This is a genomic window from Chitinophaga qingshengii (assembly GCF_014529935.1).
GTDB lineage: Bacteria > Bacteroidota > Bacteroidia > Chitinophagales > Chitinophagaceae > Chitinophaga > Chitinophaga qingshengii.
This window is the reverse complement of record NZ_JACVFC010000006.1, coordinates 418814-435074: the sequence shown is the minus strand read 5'-3', so window position 1 is coordinate 435074 and position 16261 is coordinate 418814. Positions and strand designations below refer to the sequence as shown.

General features: G+C 44.6%; 12 protein-coding genes and 1 pseudogene. 6 read left to right on the top strand and 7 right to left on the bottom strand.

What is annotated here, in order from left to right:
- Nucleotides 1-148 precede the first annotated feature (148 nt).
- The 3 genes from ICL07_RS31210 to ICL07_RS31200 form a co-directional block, all read right to left on the bottom strand.
- Nucleotides 149-973, bottom strand: a complete 825-nt coding sequence (locus ICL07_RS31210; protein WP_188091970.1) for a hypothetical protein — start codon at nucleotides 971-973, stop codon at nucleotides 149-151.
- Nucleotides 974-1012: 39 nt separating this feature from the next.
- Entirely contained in the window at nucleotides 1013-2047 is a 1035-nt protein-coding gene (locus ICL07_RS31205; RefSeq protein ID WP_188091969.1) for a substrate-binding domain-containing protein, read from the bottom strand.
- Nucleotides 2048-2192: 145 nt separating this feature from the next.
- Entirely contained in the window at nucleotides 2193-4739 is a 2547-nt protein-coding gene (locus tag ICL07_RS31200) for a zinc-dependent metalloprotease (RefSeq protein WP_246485214.1), read from the bottom strand.
- A 755-nt stretch (nucleotides 4740-5494) separates the two neighbouring features.
- On the opposite strand from ICL07_RS31200, the gene ICL07_RS31195 reads away from it, so the two are divergent.
- The 5 genes from ICL07_RS31195 (at nucleotide 5495) to mnmE (ending at nucleotide 10095) form a co-directional block, all read left to right on the top strand.
- The gene (locus ICL07_RS31195; protein WP_188091968.1) at nucleotides 5495-6349 is read left to right on the top strand and encodes a MotA/TolQ/ExbB proton channel family protein; all 855 of its coding nucleotides are present in this window, start codon (nucleotides 5495-5497) and stop codon (nucleotides 6347-6349) included.
- A 58-nt stretch (nucleotides 6350-6407) separates the two neighbouring features.
- Nucleotides 6408-7070, top strand: a complete 663-nt coding sequence (locus ICL07_RS31190) for an ExbD/TolR family protein (protein ID WP_188091967.1) — start codon at nucleotides 6408-6410, stop codon at nucleotides 7068-7070.
- Between the two features lie 66 nt (nucleotides 7071-7136).
- Nucleotides 7137-7724 carry an ExbD/TolR family protein gene (locus tag ICL07_RS31185; protein WP_188091966.1) on the top strand — a complete coding sequence of 196 codons (588 nt, stop codon included), beginning with the start codon at nucleotides 7137-7139 and terminating at the stop codon, nucleotides 7722-7724.
- 55 nt (nucleotides 7725-7779) lie between these two features.
- The gene (locus ICL07_RS31180; RefSeq protein ID WP_188091965.1) at nucleotides 7780-8616 is read left to right on the top strand and encodes an energy transducer TonB; all 837 of its coding nucleotides are present in this window, start codon (nucleotides 7780-7782) and stop codon (nucleotides 8614-8616) included.
- Between the two features lie 99 nt (nucleotides 8617-8715).
- Nucleotides 8716-10095: a tRNA uridine-5-carboxymethylaminomethyl(34) synthesis GTPase MnmE gene (mnmE, locus tag ICL07_RS31175; protein ID WP_188091964.1), complete on the top strand. Its 1380-nt coding sequence runs from the start codon at nucleotides 8716-8718 to the stop codon at nucleotides 10093-10095.
- Between the two features lie 69 nt (nucleotides 10096-10164).
- Here the strand turns inward: mnmE and ICL07_RS31170 are convergent, their stop codons facing one another.
- A complete protein-coding gene (locus ICL07_RS31170; protein ID WP_188091963.1) occupies nucleotides 10165-10911 on the bottom strand; it encodes an SGNH/GDSL hydrolase family protein in 747 nt (248 codons plus the stop codon).
- Nucleotides 10912-11127: 216 nt separating this feature from the next.
- Between ICL07_RS31170 and ICL07_RS31165 the strand changes: the two genes are divergently transcribed.
- The gene (locus ICL07_RS31165; RefSeq protein ID WP_188091962.1) at nucleotides 11128-12234 is read left to right on the top strand and encodes an acyltransferase family protein; all 1107 of its coding nucleotides are present in this window, start codon (nucleotides 11128-11130) and stop codon (nucleotides 12232-12234) included.
- A gap of 210 nt (nucleotides 12235-12444) precedes the next feature.
- On the opposite strand, the pseudogene ICL07_RS31160 reads toward ICL07_RS31165, so the two are convergent.
- From ICL07_RS31160 to ICL07_RS31150, 3 genes and pseudogenes are all read right to left on the bottom strand, one after another.
- Nucleotides 12445-13535, bottom strand: a pseudogene (locus ICL07_RS31160) (IS3 family transposase).
- 115 nt (nucleotides 13536-13650) lie between these two features.
- Complete coding sequence (locus tag ICL07_RS31155; RefSeq protein ID WP_188091961.1) at nucleotides 13651-14361, bottom strand: hypothetical protein; 711 nt, start codon at nucleotides 14359-14361, stop codon at nucleotides 13651-13653.
- Nucleotides 14362-14746: 385 nt separating this feature from the next.
- Nucleotides 14747-15907 (bottom strand): hypothetical protein, encoded by a 1161-nt coding sequence (locus ICL07_RS31150; protein WP_188091960.1) that lies wholly within the window; start codon nucleotides 15905-15907, stop codon nucleotides 14747-14749.
- Nucleotides 15908-16261: the final 354 nt, after the last annotated feature.

Here is a 16261-nt window from a genome sequence, read left to right as displayed (position 1 = left end):
TATAAAAAGCCCTGATGTTCTAAACATCAGGGCTTTTTTGTTTTTATACCTCACATGATCTTACCTTATAGCTGTCCGACAAAAACGGCAGCAGGGAGACGTTTATCATCTCCCTGCCTGTTCATCTCCCTAAAAAAGCAGGAAAGACTTAGTACTTTTTCTTCTCTTTTATCACATTATCATACCAGTGGGCAATATTAACAGAAACGCCCATGGTAAATACTACCGGCTGGAAATAGTCGTTCAGCGGATAGTTGAGCAAGGTATTATTATCTCGTATCGGAACAGAAAACATCAGCTGTGATTGAAATTTCACATACTTGTAACCAGCCCGTATCGTAAAGGTGGGTTCGTAAAATACCGTTGGTTTGTCGGCTATACGAAGAAAATCACTTTTAGCATTTTCCTTATTATCAAAAGCGTGGGCGCCGATATGGGTATCATAAAAATTCACGCAGGAAAAACGGCTGGTAAAACCCGCTTCGAAAGCGCGATGTACAAAACCGATACTCGGCTGAATAAATATTTTCGAGAACCTGTTTTTCAACCGGTAATCTTCCTTGTTAACGCCCTCCTGGTCAGCACCGGCTGCCAGTGTTTTAAAGCCTCCCATTCCGCCGCCGGCGTATACATCAAAGACCATCCTTTTTTTCCGGTCCAGCGGCTTAAAGAAGCCTACCGCTAATTCTCCCATACCACCGCGTAAATCCCCGTTCACGAAAAGATCATCGGAAGGATAATTCGTTTCTCCGGCATTTACCTGGTACACATACTGGCCGTTGGCCATCACGGCCACATTGTTGGTAATAGCATAGGCAGTGTGCAGGTTGTAAGGAGATATGCTGGCCTTGAATTCATTTTTCTCCTTTAGCAATGGCGCATTGGCGGCACTGGGTGCATAAATGTGTTTTGTACAGGACGTGAAGCCGAGTACTGCGGACAGGCATATGCCCGCGAGATAATGTTGCTTCATAAAGTTGCAGGATATATCGTTATATAGGTTGGTGACGTCTTATTTCTTTTTGATCATGGTTGAATCACGTTGGATCAGTTCTACCGGGAAGACAAAGTTCCTGGTGACTTTACTACTGTCTTCATGGTTGATAAGTTTAACAATTGTTTCCACTGCCTTTTGTCCCATATTATAGCCCGATTGTTCGATGGTTGTCAGCGAAGGGGTGATAATACGGGAAGATAGGTCATTAGAGTAACCTACCACCTTTATTTGCCCGGGAACGGCAATATTCCTTTTGTTGGCTTCCTGGATAAAGGCCACAGCAGAACTATCGTTGGCGGCAAACAATCCGTCAGGGAGATCGCCTTTATCAAACAGTTCCCGTGCCGCCTGACCGGCTGCATCCATGGTCAGGTTGTGGATATAGACCAGTTGCTCGTCATAAGGAATATTGTATTTCGCGAGGGCTTCTTTATAGCCTGAAAGTCTTTGCTGGTAAAGGTTACAGGTGAGCAGTCCGGAGAAATGCGCGATTCTTTTACAACCTTGTTTGATCAGGTGCTCGGTAGCCAGGAATCCGCCTTTGAAGTCGTCTCCGGTGATGCTGTAGCCTGGAAAGTCCACTGGTACACGATCGTAGAATACCAGGGGAATATTGTTTTTGATGAAAGGACTGAAGTGGTCGAAGTTGGTGGTGAACATGGACGCTACTGCCAGCAGGCCATCTACTCTCAGGGAGTAGAAGGTATGGGCCAGTTCCTTTTCCATAGCCACGGTTTCATCGGATTGTCCGATAACGATGCTGAAGCCATATTTATGGGCTTCGTGCTGAATGCCGCTGATGGCCGTGCTTTGGAAGTACATAGACGTCCGTGGTACAATCAGCCCAATGATGTTGGAACGTTTTTTACGCAGGCTGGAGGCTATCCAGTTGGGCACATAACCCATGTCCATGGCTGTAGCCTGAATTTTTTCACGGGTTTCCTCGTTGATCAGCGGATTGTTTTGCAATGCGCGGGATACGGTGGAAGCGGATAAATTCAGTTTTTGAGCAATGTCGTATATCGTTATTTTATTGGTACGCTCTTTCACTTTTGAGGCTGTATTTAAATTAAAGGTAAAGCTATATTAAGCAATTTCCGCAACAATATATAGAGGGAGAGGAGGGGATGAAACGAAAAATCCCCTTCCGTTTTTCCGGAAGGGGACCTTATAAAAATTCGTATATACTTAACCGTTATTTAGGATCCAATGCTTTGGAAATGCGGGCGATGAGGTCCTGGTAGTGATTGCGGGTAATGGCATCACCGGAACCGGCAGCGGCGCGGAGGTCAGTTCTCAGCGCTGTGAGTTGAGCGCGGGCAATACCGGCAGCATCGGAGCGGGATGCATCCGGTGCGCTAAAGCCCATTGGGTTTGGCGCAGCGGGAGCAAGTATCGCTGTCAGGTTGTCTACATAGGAGCGTTGCAGGTTGCGGCGGAATGCATCAACCGGCTGGTGGGTAGCTGTTTCGGTGAAAATGGATTTTTTCAGGTCGTTGAGCATTTCCAGCGGTTGGTAGGCAGCAGCACCCTGAGCAGCTTCGAAAGCGCTCAGTTTATTGAGGGTATTGACAGACAGCAGGCGGCCCAGTACAGGGGCCTGAGTAGACAATACCAGGGAAGTACCATCTCCACCGATACGGCTCAGCAGGTCCTGGTTTACCAGCCATTTAGGAGTGGTAAACAGTTGCTGGGAGAGGAACTGGATAGCTTCCTTCTGGGTTGCTTTTGGTGTGTATTCGTATACAGTACCTTCCTGTTCTACTGTTTTCGGTGTTTCATAGATACCACCCACGTTTTTAGTGACGTGGCCCATGTAGCGGCCGAACTGGGATACCACTTCCTTGTAGAGTTCAGCGAGGTTGGCATAACCTTCGTTGTTCACGCGGGTCCAGGTCAGCAGGTTAGGCATGATACGCTGCAGGTTTTTGATACCGTAGGCGCTGGCTTTCATGGCATTGTCGCCGAGGTCTTCATTCTGGGAGCGGGGATCGTTCGGATTGGATTCCGTACCGAACCAGTATTTTTTGTCTTTCAGTTTTGCTACCGTCATTTTATTGAGGATAGGCGTTTCCTCTTCCGGTGTTTTAGCATCCAGGAGCTGATATCCCCATTGGATAGCCCATTTATCGTAGTAGTTGATACGAGGGTAGAGGTCAGCGCCGGAGATACCGTCACCAGGCTGGGCTACGTAGTTAAAGCGGGCATAGTCCATGATAGAAGCCGCGTGACCGTTCTTTTTCACCCATTCCTTGTCGCGCAGTTTTTCAACCGGGTAGGTAGAGCTGGAGCCGAAGTTGTGGCGGAGGCCCAGGGTGTGACCTACTTCGTGAGAAGAAACGAAGCGGATGAGATCGCCCATGAGTTCATCGCTGAACTGCATGCTGCGGGCGCGTTCGTCGTTCGGAGAGGCCTGTACAAAGTACCAGTTACGCAGCAGGCGCATCACGTTGTGGTACCAGTTAATATGGCTTTCGATGATTTCGCCGGAGCGGGGATCATGTACGTGCGGGCCGCTGGCGTTGGGCACTTCAGACGGTTTATAAACGATCGCAGAGAAGCGGGCGTCTTCGATAGACCAGGTAGAGTCTTCTGATTTGCTGGGGGCCATTTTAGCGATGATGGCATTTTTAAAGCCAGCTTCTTCGAAGGCGGACTGCCAGTCATTGACACCCATGATAAGATATTTACGCCATTTCGCCGGAGTAGCCGGGTCAATATAGAACACGATAGGTTTCTGTGGTTCTACGAGTTCGCCGCGTTTATATTTCTCCATGTCTTCCGGTTTGGGTTCCAGGCGCCAGCGGGTGATCATCTGGAGTTTTTTCACGCCTTGCGGGTCTGCGTCGAAGTCGGTAACACCGGTGGTGAAATAACCTACGCGGGGATCGAAGTTGCGTGGTTTCATGGGTACAGCGGGGAGGAGAACCATGGAGCTGTTGAGCTCAACGGTAGCGAAGCCTCCCGGAGCAGGTGGCATACCGGGGCCAGCGGGGCCGCCCATGCGCATATATGTTTTAACCGTTTTGATTTCGGTGTTCATCGGATAGGATTTTACATCAGAGATGTAGGATTTATCCGGTTGGGCACCACCGAGTTTCAGTGTATTTTTTACGTAGCTATCGAAGAAGAGCACATCGTTATCGCCGGACATGTACTCCGTGAGGTCGATGAGGCTGCCGTGGCCTGCTTTAGAGAAGGCTTTCACGTCGAAGGCAGCAACGATGGGCTGGAGGTTGGAGTTGGTCACAGCGGTGAACATAGGCTGTGAGGAGTCTTTGGAGACTTCCGAGTAGGAGATATTTTTGAGGAAGATGCGGTTATTGGGGCCTTTTTCGAAGCGCACCACATTTTCGCCGATGATATCTCCGGAGAAGCCCATCATTTGGGCGCGGAGGCCTGCGGCTGATTTAGAGATCCTGTTTACCACGAGGATATCTCTGCCGAGGAGGGAGTCAGCTATTTCAAAGAAGTAGCGGTCATCCTGTTTATAGATATTGAACAGGCCGGAATCTGCAGTGGCTTTATCCGTGATCACTTCAGCGAAGGGTTTTACCGCGGGTTTGGGTCCGGGTTTGATCATGGGAGGTTTAGCGGTAGTATCTTTTGCAGGGGCCGCGGTTGTTGGCGTAGCGGCGTTTTTCTTTTTCCGCTGTGCAGCAGCGGGGTTAGAAACAGCGGTGCAGAAGCAGGCGATGCCGGCCGCGGCAACCATCAGTTTCAGGTAGCGTGGTGTGCTCATTTGATTGATTGGTTTTTGTGTAACGTTCGCTTTTTTTTGAAATGGGATTGCAAGTAACTACATAAAGTATTAACTTATGAGGAAAATCCATAAGCGCGGGAAAGGGCGTAGGAATGGAAAAAAGCGGGGGTAAAGGAGTAGACGTAAGTTTGAACAGTAGTTGCCATGCCAACTTCTTTATGTAATCATTTCCTGTTATAGTATATAATATTTTTATATAGCATTTTATGGAGGTGAGCGGTGATATCCCGCGATGGTGTTGGATTTAGGAGGTGAGTATATAAAAAAGTGTGCAGGCGGGTAAGCTAAAAGCAATTAGCGCAGGCCGAAAGTGTTGACTGGCGCGGAAACAAATATGTTCTCAGTTTTGTAAGATTTCTGTTGGAACATTTGAATTTTTTCTTAAATTGTGCGTCCAACTTTGAAAAAAATTAAACGCTTTCAAATCTTTGGGACAGTAACAGTAAGAGGACTGCATATTATTGGTTATTTGCTGAAGTAAGTGTTTGCTCAAAACAAAAAACAAGTGGTTGAAAAGCCCTGTGAGTGGGCTTTTGTGGTGATAGGTTAATTTTTGTGGGTTTTTTTGGGCTGCACTTGTTTTTTTGGGCCAACCTTATAACTTTGCGAATCGCTCATTAAAGCGTAAATTAAAGAGTGAATTGAGTGCTGGGAAGCATTCCACAATGAGAAATTGTAAATCGTAACTTCTAACAAACAATAGTTTAATTTTTAACACTAAAATTTCAATCAACATGGCTGAGACTAAAACAACTGTGACTGCAGCTACAGCTAAGGCTTCTTCTCATCAACCTAAAAAGTCGTCCAACCTGTTCGCGGCGTTGGCTGTGCCTATCTGCTTAGTGATAGGTTTTCTGTTTTTCTTTTTTGTATTAGGTAACCCAGCCAACTTCCAAGGTAATAATCCAGACGGGCATCCGATTGATTCTGGTATTGGCAAGTGGTTTGGTACTGTTTACAAAGGTGGATATGTAGTACCGGTATTGATTTCTGTATTGCTCGTTTGTCTGACTTTCGTAATTGAGCGTTTCCTGTATCTGTCAAAAGCAAAAGGTAAATTCAGCGGTTCTGAGCTGGTACGTAAAGTACAATATCACCTGGCTAACAAAAATGTTGACGCAGCTTTAGCTGAGTGCGACAAACAGAAAGGTTCTGTAGGTAACGTACTGAAAGCTGGTCTGAAAAAGTACAAAGAAATGGTTACCAACTCTGAGCTGGACACAGATCAGAAGATCCTGACCATTAAAAATGAAATTGAAGAAACTACTGCCCTGGAACTGCCAATGATGGAAAAGAACCTGGTGTTCCTGTCTACCATTGCTTCCGTAGCAACCCTGCTGGGTCTGTTCGGTACAGTATTGGGTATGATTAAAGCGTTCTCTGCGATGTCTTCCGGTGGTGCACCAGACTCTGCACAGCTGGCGTTAGGTATCTCCGAGGCGTTGATCAACACCGCGCTGGGTATCGGTACTTCCGCTATCGCGATCATCATGTATAACTACTTTACTACCAACATCGATAGCATCACTTACGCTATTGACGAGTCCGGCTTTACTTTAACACAGAGCTTTGCTGCAAACCACAAATAATTTTGTGGAATTTCAGCGGTTTTGAATCTATTTAAAGTAAACCATAAAAAAAGTAGAGATGCCTAAAATTAAAATGCCCAGGAAAAGCACTGCTATCGACATGACAGCGATGTGTGATGTGGCTTTTCTGCTCTTGACTTTCTTTATGCTGGCGACGAAGTTCAAACCGGATGAACCGGTAACAGTAGTTACTCCGTCTTCTATCAACACGACCCTTTTACCTGATTCTGATGTGCTATTGTTCACGGTGGATAAGGATGGCAGAGTGTTTTTCAGCATGGACGGCCAAGCTAAAAGAAAAAAAATGATCGAGGACCTGAACGCTCAGTATAAACTGGGGCTGGACGAGAAGGAGATGAAAAACTTCATCACCGGCGCCAGCGTAGGTACTCCGATTAAAGACCTGAAGACTTACCTGTCCATGAGTGAAGATCAGCGTAAGAAACAAGGTATGGATAAAGGAATCCCAACCGATTCCGCCAACAATGAATTAGGTGCCTGGATTGAGTATGGTAATGCAGCGCAGGGCGGTAACTTCGCTAAACTGAAGTACTGTATCAAAGCGGACAACGCCACTCCTTATCCTAAGATCAAGGAAATTCTGGATACTTTCAAAGCAAAGCACATTCAGAAGCTCAACCTGGTAACCAACCTGAAAGCAGCCCCTCAAGGTACCGCAGCGTGGGAAGAGGAGCAGGCAGCAGGTCATAAGAAAGAGTAGTAAACGGTAGCAATTACTTCCTGACCTGGAAGGCTGCTGATTTAAAAACGATAAAAAAGAGCTACTATGGCAGAAATGGATACCAGCAGTAGTGGTGGTGGAAAGAAACACGGTGGAACGAAATCGAAGAAGCAGTCTACACGCGTAGACATGACTCCGATGGTGGACCTGGGTTTTCTTTTGATTACCTTCTTTATGCTTACCACTACTATGAGCAAGCCCAAAACCATGGACTTGATCATGCCAAAAGATACCAAGGATGAGAAAGATCAGAACAAAGTAAAAGAAAGTACTGCTCTGACCATCCTGTTGGGTAAAGACAACAGAGTATATTATTACGAAGGTTTGGCTCAGGATCCGAATGCATCTGCAAATCCTGACTTTTTCAAAGCGTCTTCCTTTGCCAACAAAGGAGGTATCCGCGATGAGATCATCAAGAAAAGGAATGATGTGGCCAAACTGAGGAATGCAAAAGGTGAACCGGAAGATGTGGTAGTTATCATTAAAGCTGATGACGACGCAACATACGCGAACTTTGTGGACATCCTGGACGAAATGGCGATCAACCGTATACAACGTTATGCGACTGTTGATATCTCCGATCAGGACAAAACATGGATCAAGCAGACAGAAGCTGCTAACGGTGTTAAATAGCTTTTGTGGAATTAATCAAATTTTTGCATCCATCTATAAAACTTAACAATTAACAATGGATTCAGCTAAAGTCTTAAAGTCCGATTTTCTTGATATCCTGTTTGAAGGCAGGAACAAGGATTATGGGGCTTATGATCTGAGGAAGCAGTATAACAAGCGGGTACGGAACGCTATTCTGGGTACCGTATCACTGTTTGTTGTCTTCTTTCTGGCTTACATTATTTCCAATTATGTAAAGGCTTCTGAAGGCGACAAAAACACGAAGCCGGTGATCCAGGAAATCAAGATGGAGGACGTAAAACTCCCGGATGATCCGAAGACACCGCCACCGCCACCCCCTCCGCCGGCACCACCGCCGCCGGTTAAACCTTCAGTGCAGTTCACTCCGCCGGTGATCAAGAAAGATAACGAAGTACCGCCGGATGAAGAACCGCCAAAACACGCCGATATTAAAGACAAATCCATCAGCACTAAAACTGTGGAAGGTGACCCGAACGGTATCGATGCGGGCCTGCTGGAAGACAGTAAAGGTACTGGTGTGGTAGAAGCGCCTCCTGCTCCTGCAAAAGAAGAAATCTTCACTTTCGTAGAGCAACCTCCTACCTTCCCTGGTGGTGAAGAAGCGCTGGCCAAATACCTGAGCAAAAATATCCGTTACCCACGCGTTGCGCAGGAAAACGGTATCTCTGGTACTGTATTCGTACAGTTTGTGGTTGACTCTGAAGGTAACATCAAAGATGTGAAAACAGTAGGCGCCGCAAAAGGTGGTGGTCTGGAAGAAGAAGCTGTTCGTGTGGTGAAAACCATGCCTAAATGGAAAGCTGGTAAGCAAAACGGCCGCCAGGTTTCTGTACAGTTCAACCTCCCGATCCGCTTTACACTGCAAGAGTAGTACTGTCTAAACATATTACGCAAAAGCCCCGTTTCGAGCTACTTGAAACGGGGCTTTTGATTTTTAGTACCTTTGCCTTTCTAAAAAAATAATACCGGTATGCTGGGAAAATTAACAGGATTTGATGATACCATTGTAGCAGTCGCTACCGCACCAGGCATCGGCGCCATCGCCGTTATCAGACTTAGCGGCAGCCAGGCATTCCCTATCTGCAATATCCTCTTCCCCGGTAAAAACCTGCTACAGCAGGCCAGTCACACCCTGCACTTCGGTAGCCTCGTACACCAGGGAAAAGTGATCGATGAAGTAGTCGTAAGCCTCTATAAAGGGCCCCGTTCCTATACCGGCGAAGATGTCATCGAAATATCCTGTCACGGTTCCCCGTATATTCAGCAACAGATCATAGAAGCTACCGTAGCCGAAGGCGCGCGGCTCGCCAAACCCGGCGAATTTACACAACGCGCATTCCTGAATGGTAAACTGGACCTGACACAGGCAGAATCCGTTGCCGACCTGATCGCCAGTAACTCGGCAGCCTCGCATCAGACCGCCATGCAACAAATGCGCGGCGGGTTCTCTAAAGAACTGCATGCCCTCCGCGAACAACTCATTACCTTCTCTGCCCTCATAGAACTGGAACTGGACTTCAGCCAGGAAGATGTGGAATTTGCCGACCGTACCCGGTTATATGAACTGGTCACCTCCGCTACTACCACTATCCGCCACCTGATAGACTCCTTCCGCATGGGGAACGTTATCAAAAATGGCGTGAATACTGCCATCGTAGGCAAACCAAACGCCGGTAAATCCACCCTGCTCAATACCCTGCTCAATGAAAACAGGGCCATCGTCAGCGATATTGCCGGCACCACCCGCGATACCATCGAAGAAGTACTCAACATCGAAGGTATCCTCTTCCGCCTCATCGATACCGCCGGCATCCGCGATAGCCACGATACCATCGAAACCATCGGCGTACAGAAAACCATGGAGAAAATACGCGAAGCCGGCGTAGTAGTCTATCTCTTTGATGTCAACGAACTTTCTGCCGAAGATATCCGGCAACAAATCCAATCCTTCGAAGCAGATAAAATCAACTTCCTCCTGGTAGGAAACAAAACCGACGTTACCGGCGAAGCCGCTACCCGGACTAAATTCGAAGGATTGCCTATCTTATTTATCTCCGCTAAAAATCATCAACATATCCAGGAACTGAAAGATAAACTGGTACAGAAAGTAATGACCGGAGATATTAATACAGAAGATACCATTATCACCAATGCCCGCCACCATGTGGCGCTGCAGGAAGTGCTGCAGTCGTTGTCAGATGTGAGAAACGGCATGGATAACGGATTGCCGGGAGACCTGCTGGCACTGGATATACGCCGTAGTTTGCATTACCTCGGTGAGATCACAGGGGAAGTGACGAATGAAGATAGGTTGGATTATATATTTAGTAAATTTTGTATCGGGAAGTAAAGTGGCATAAATAACACAAAGCATTCATAGCAAGATAGTTGGAATACCCTGTTCAGTCACATTTTTGTTTTAGAACATACAAATCCCTAGCCATTTATCTTTAAGGATAGTAATTCCCAGATTTGTGGGGTGTATGCCATCGTACAATAAGTTAGACGCGGCAGTTGTTTGTGAGCTGGATTCAAAAGCGCTGAAATAGGGAACAAAGAAAGTATTAAATTCTATGGCTAATTTTCGAACAACCTTCCTGTAATCCAGAAAATTTTGCTTGAAATTGTCATATCCCTGGATATTAGGAAGAATAAAAGGTTCACATAAAATAATAGAAGTATGGGGCAATGACTGTTTGATTTTGGACAAGATACTTCGATAATACTTGTAGTAGTAATCAGATGGGTTACCCCGTCTGATATCGTTGACTCCGATCAGAATACTAACAACATCAGGTCTTAGTTCAATAGCATCGCTATCCCATCGGTTAACCAGATCTGCGATGGTGTTGCCACCGATTCCACGATTGTAAATAGCACCTTTTTCAAACGCTGGCTTTTGGAATAATGCAATGGCAACTTCTTTTACATAACCATTCCCAAGACCATTCATGTCATTGGGAGTTAAAATAGTTCTGTCTCGTTTAGCATCGGTGATGGAATCACCAATAAAGAGTAGCTTACAATCTTGTTTAAAAGAAATTTTCTGATCGAAATTATGCTCCAGCAAATTATCATCCATTTGTACTGAATCTTTTTTTCTGCAGGCTGCTAGTAACCCGGAGAATAAGAAAACATTCTGCAGAAACAGGCGGCGGGAATACATGACATGATAATTTCTTTCAAAAATAATAAAGCAGATTGACTTGACAAAAAGACGCCAGGGAGTGAGTTCAACGGTCTTTGTGAGGAACAAAACCCCTGAAGGAAAGTTCCTGTCAAAAGTAAAATGACAACGGTAGAGATATAGATAAAATAGTACTATATTAGTCGCAATTATTCTTTACTTAAAGGGAAAGTTCCCATACCAGCAACTGTATCTATGTCTGATATGAATGTGAAAAATGTAAAAAGGGTAGATAGCCTGGATTATTTGCGCGGGATAGCCGCGTTTGGAATTATGATCTACCATTGTTTTACCTGGGGATTTGGAGGTTTTTCTCCTGATTCATTTATGGGCAAGTGGGGTATCTACGGAGTAAGTATTTTTTACATTTTGAGTGGACTTACCTTGCATTATGTCTACTTCGACAACATGAATTTTACCCCGAGAGATCTTAAAAAATTTTTTCTAAAACGTTTTTTTAGGATTTACCCTCTCTTATGGCTAACCATTATTTTAACTATTATTCTGAATCAGAAGATGCCGTCACTACCAGGGCTGCTGCTCAATTTGACAGGAGCTTTTGGTGTGCTAAAATGGCATAGTTATATCGGCGTCGGGGTTTGGTCTATTGGGAATGAGCTTGTTTTTTACTTATTTTTCCCTGTTTTTATTTTTCTGTCGAAAAAAAGCAAATTCTTATTTTTTTGTCTGTCTGCTATACTCCTTTTGATATTTCTGTATTTCGCTTTCTTTAAAATGGATGCCAGCCTTAGTTTAACAGATAATGAGCAGTGGAAAATGTATGTAAACCCATTAAATCAGGTTTTTCTATTCCTGAGTGGTTATTTAATGGGAATGTTTTTTAGACGATATATGTTTTCAAAATTCTGGACAATATCTATTCTGTTGCTATCATTGTTGGTATTCATTCTTTATACACCGGTAAGTAGTAATCTGTCAGCAGGAATTAACAGAATAATATTATCAACGCTAAGTTTTTTGATCTGTTTGTCATTCTATAAAAGTACCCTTCAGGTACCTGTATTTATAGACAAAGTTCTGAAGATGCTTGGTGAAGCTAGCTACTCCATATATCTGTTGCATCCGATTGTCTGGCAACTGCTGTATATAGCAAACGAAAGGCTTTCGCTCAAACTGTCTATGACAACATGCGTTGCTTTAACTATAGTTATTTCAACGATTGTCGGCTACTTTAACCATAAATATTTTGAATCTTTTTTTGTGAGACTTGGAAAAAAAGTATCCCAGATATTGGCTCCGGATATGCCGCATGGCAAAGTGAAATATGTGCAGGTAAAATAAGGCTTTTCACTTTCTGCAAGGTAAATAAAAGTGACATAAACAACTGAACGTATTCATACTAAACATATAAAAGCCCCGCTAATGGGGCTTTTTATATGCCTGGTGGTTTTGCTTTATTTGGATTGTTTGAGACATGTCAATCTTTACTTTAATTTAAAGCCATACTGAAGCCATACCATTTTTAGGACAGCGAATTTCTAATTTTTACCCTCAAGCCCGTTTGCTTTCCGGGCTTTTGATATAGGCCAAAGGAGATAGGCCTCCCAAGGCAGAATGGGGATGGTTCCGGTTATAGTCATCCATCCACTCGTCAGCCAATAGCCGCATTCCTTCCAGGTCTTCGAACAAATAGGAATCAAGGATATCTTCTCTGAACAAGCGGTTAAGCCGCTCGATATACGCGTTCTGCATAGGCTTGCCTGTTGGATATACTTAATACGGATATTATTCTTTTCGCACCATTGTGTGAAGGCTCTGGCGCAATATTCTGGTCCATTATCCACCCGGATTACCTGGGGTTTTCCTCTCCTTGCGACGACCTGATCCAAGATAGCAATAACGCGTTCAGCAGGCATGGAGAAGTCTGGTTCTACGGCCAATACTTCCCAGTTATAGTCGTCTATTACATTCAGTGTCCTGACCTTTCGCCCATATACCAGGGTATCGCTCATGAAATCAGCGCTCCAACAATGGTTCAATCCGCATGGAACGGTCAATGGCTCCTTTACACGAGCTGGAATCCGCCGCTTATGCCGGCGCGGGATATTTAGCTTCATTAATCGATAAACCCGCCGTACGCGCTTATGGTTCCAGGGATATCCTTCGTTGCGGATCCTGCCAAAATAGTCCTCAAAACCTCTCGCAGGCAGTTCTTTAACCAGCATTTCCAGCTTGTTGATCACCTCTGTATCGTCCTTTTGGTGTTTGTAATAAAACATAGATCGAGCCAGGTCCCACTACTTTACACGCCCTGCCGGTGCTTACCTTGTATTCCCGGATCAAATGCCTGGCTCGTTCCTTTTTTACGCAGGGCTTTAGAACTTTTTTGAAAGGACATCTTTAAGCATGATATGATCAAGGCTCAGGTCTGCATACATCTTCTTCAACCGGGCATTCTCTGCTTCCAACTCCTTTAACCGCTTCAACTCATGGGATTCCATGCCGCTGTATTTCTTCCGCCAGTTGTAGAAGGTAGCCTTAGAAATACCCTTTTCCCGGCAAATCCCGGTTACGTCCCGGCCGGCTTCGTACTCTTTGATCAGATTGATAATCTGTGTCTCGGTAAATGCGCTCTTTTTCATGCTTTAGTAGCTTAAAATTAACGATTCTGTTTACTTTTAAGCCGCCCTGTTTTTTGGTATGGATACAGTTTGGACTACTAACTAGTAGTCCAAACTATTTATAGAAATACACTTATCACCACGATATATAAACCCGTGTCCATTTAGCTGTATCCGTTGTAAATTGTTTTTTGCTCCACGTATATTCCACCCAATCAGGCTTGCATATGTAGATTTCATTGCTGACACTATTGAAGGAAATTTTTTCTATTCTTACATCATTCGACAGGTATTGCGGATATAAACAACTACCTCCTGTACTGGGATACCTGACTGCTGCATAGATCATATCCGAAGTATTGGGGATAACGTTGGAGAAGGCTGTCCAGGTGAGTTCCGGGGTACAATATTTCCACATGTTAGTTGGATTGGTATAGTATTTTAATGTAAATACCGGATTGGTGGCTAAAGCGGTAGCCTTGTAGGTAGGATTACTTGGGTTGGTGGTGGCGTTATAGATACTGCAGCTGGTGGAAACAGTGGTAGTGCCTTTGGTCACTTTAGCGGTGAGGGTGCCACTGGTTACCGATACCGTAAAACCAATGTAAACACCTGAATTGGCACTCACATTGGCAGTTTGCCAACCGAGGGTACTGGAGCCGCTTTTTAATTCGATTTGAAAAAGAGCTGCATTATCTGTGTTATTCGTGAAATGCACAGTGGCTACTCCATAGCCGGTGGTATAAGTATAGTCCAGATAAAAGTCTGTTATTTCCGTGTTCAACAGAGCGGGCTGATTGATTAACTCGACCCGGGCAGGAGGATCTGCTTTTTTTTGAACCTCCATTTGGGCGGATTTATTACAGGAAAATAATACCAGTGCAATAGCGGGAATGAATCGATACATTTTCATGGGAGTGTGGATTTGGGTGATGAATTGATTAACAATATGCTAATAGGGTATATCTTCTGAATACTGCTACTGCCCACTTCTTTTACAGCTACAACAGGGGCCCGGGTTTAATGCTATATAATTTAAGGATAATATTCGAAAAATACTCATGTAGGTGTATTGGAGGCGGCTTTTCAGGATAGATGGCGGGAAGTCGGATAAAACTGCATCACAGGCAACAAAACATTCCTGAGCTATTGATAGCGGGTAGTTGAAGTCTTTAATATATATAAAGCCCCGCCGGGGGCTTTATATATATTAAAGACTGTGTGCCTGCGGACTACCTTCCGGACCGCAGCATTTCAAGCTGATTTATTCGCTTAGCCTGATTCTCACTTTCTTTCCTGAGCTCGATAATATAAAGTGTCAGCTCTTCAATTTTTTGTAAAAGCCGGCTGTTTAACGCGCCAACATCCAGGCCATCCCTAAGTACCTCCTTCTCGGAAGGAATACCAGGTAAATGTTTGTTTTCCGCAATAAATTGTTCCAGTTCCTGCAAAGAAGGCAAAGCATAGTTTTTCTCAAAAACAAAATCGGGCCAATCGCTGAGGGTAATTTTTAGCCGGTGTGCAAAAATATCGCCATTGACGGCTAATTTGGCTTTAGGCTGACTGGTACCAATGCCCACGTTTCCATCGCCTCTAACGTAGAATAAATGCTTTAGGCCTCCGCTGGCTGCTGTGCCGTCTGCGTTTATGTTATTCGTAACAGAGAAAGCATATGCCGAAGCAGGAGCATTCGATGTGCCGACGATAGCGCCAACGTATTGGCCCCAGAGCAAAGCAGATGCAGCACCTGGATTGTTATTGGCAGCAGAGTGCAGTGTGTACGCCGGTTCTATTCCCGCTCCTATTTTGCCTTTAACGTTAACATTACCTTTCACATCTTCATAGGACAGTTGGTAATACTGGTTTGTGATGAAATCACATTTAAGACCAAAGCTATTGGTCATCGTGGCGTATCCTTGCGGTTCGGTGAGAGTTTGCCCGAAAGGGGCGGCAGAAATGGGCGCTGTAGCTCCAAAATTGGCGGTAATCCTATAGTAGATGCGTCCCCATTTAAAATTTGACCGGACCCATACAGCATCCTTGTACACATAAAATGTTGCTGCCTGCGCGTTGCCGGACAGGCATCGGATTTCTAAACCGTTGAAGCGGTCGGTTGTCGTACCGATCTTGTTTACTCTTAACTGATAGGTACCTTGCTTATCAAAGCCACTGTCATCTCCCTGAATGCTTAATTCCAGCATCGTTGAATACCTGTTTCCACTGTTATTTAGCTGAAGCAATTTATAATAGTAGAGATCGAAGTTAGGTGCCGGGCCATGGGTGGCACCCATGTCTATCCAGTCATCGGCTGTATGGAAAGGGGACCTTGCCTGGAGGGTTGACATACTTAACAATAAGCCCAGGATAAATGTACAGAACGGGAAAAATTTCATAGTGTATATTATTTTTTAATAATGGGTAAACATTTATACAGAAAAGGTCGTGTGTTAATATTGCATACACTTCGGGTGGGAAAACACTAAAAATATTGGCAATTTTTGAACTTATTGCAATGCGCCGTCTATCACCACAGGGTATATAAAAAGAACCAATTGTTCTCATTCAACCAGGAGTTTACCGATCAATTAAAGTAATAGTATTTTTAATATTTATGTTTAAGCATTTAATTATAAATTAATTAAAACTTTGTCTCCATTTTGTCTCCCCTTTATTTCCCCTTTAATTTGCCCCTGAGCATCCCCCGATGATATCTTACACCCCAACGACTACCTATCGTTAGTTTCAAT

Coding starts and splice junctions, on each gene's coding strand:
- ICL07_RS31210 (WP_188091970.1), bottom strand. CDS start 973: ATGAAGCAACATTATCTCGCGGGCATATGCCTGTCCGCAGTACTCGGC.
- ICL07_RS31200 (WP_246485214.1), bottom strand. CDS start 4,739: ATGAGCACACCACGCTACCTGAAACTGATGGTTGCCGCGGCCGGCATC.
- ICL07_RS31195 (WP_188091968.1), top strand. CDS start 5,495: ATGGCTGAGACTAAAACAACTGTGACTGCAGCTACAGCTAAGGCTTCT.
- ICL07_RS31190 (WP_188091967.1), top strand. CDS start 6,408: ATGCCTAAAATTAAAATGCCCAGGAAAAGCACTGCTATCGACATGACA.
- ICL07_RS31185 (WP_188091966.1), top strand. CDS start 7,137: ATGGCAGAAATGGATACCAGCAGTAGTGGTGGTGGAAAGAAACACGGT.
- ICL07_RS31180 (WP_188091965.1), top strand. CDS start 7,780: ATGGATTCAGCTAAAGTCTTAAAGTCCGATTTTCTTGATATCCTGTTT.
- mnmE (WP_188091964.1), top strand. CDS start 8,716: ATGCTGGGAAAATTAACAGGATTTGATGATACCATTGTAGCAGTCGCT.
- ICL07_RS31170 (WP_188091963.1), bottom strand. CDS start 10,911: ATGTATTCCCGCCGCCTGTTTCTGCAGAATGTTTTCTTATTCTCCGGG.
- ICL07_RS31165 (WP_188091962.1), top strand. CDS start 11,128: ATGTCTGATATGAATGTGAAAAATGTAAAAAGGGTAGATAGCCTGGAT.
- ICL07_RS31155 (WP_188091961.1), bottom strand. CDS start 14,361: ATGGAGGTTCAAAAAAAAGCAGATCCTCCTGCCCGGGTCGAGTTAATC.
- ICL07_RS31150 (WP_188091960.1), bottom strand. CDS start 15,907: ATGAAATTTTTCCCGTTCTGTACATTTATCCTGGGCTTATTGTTAAGT.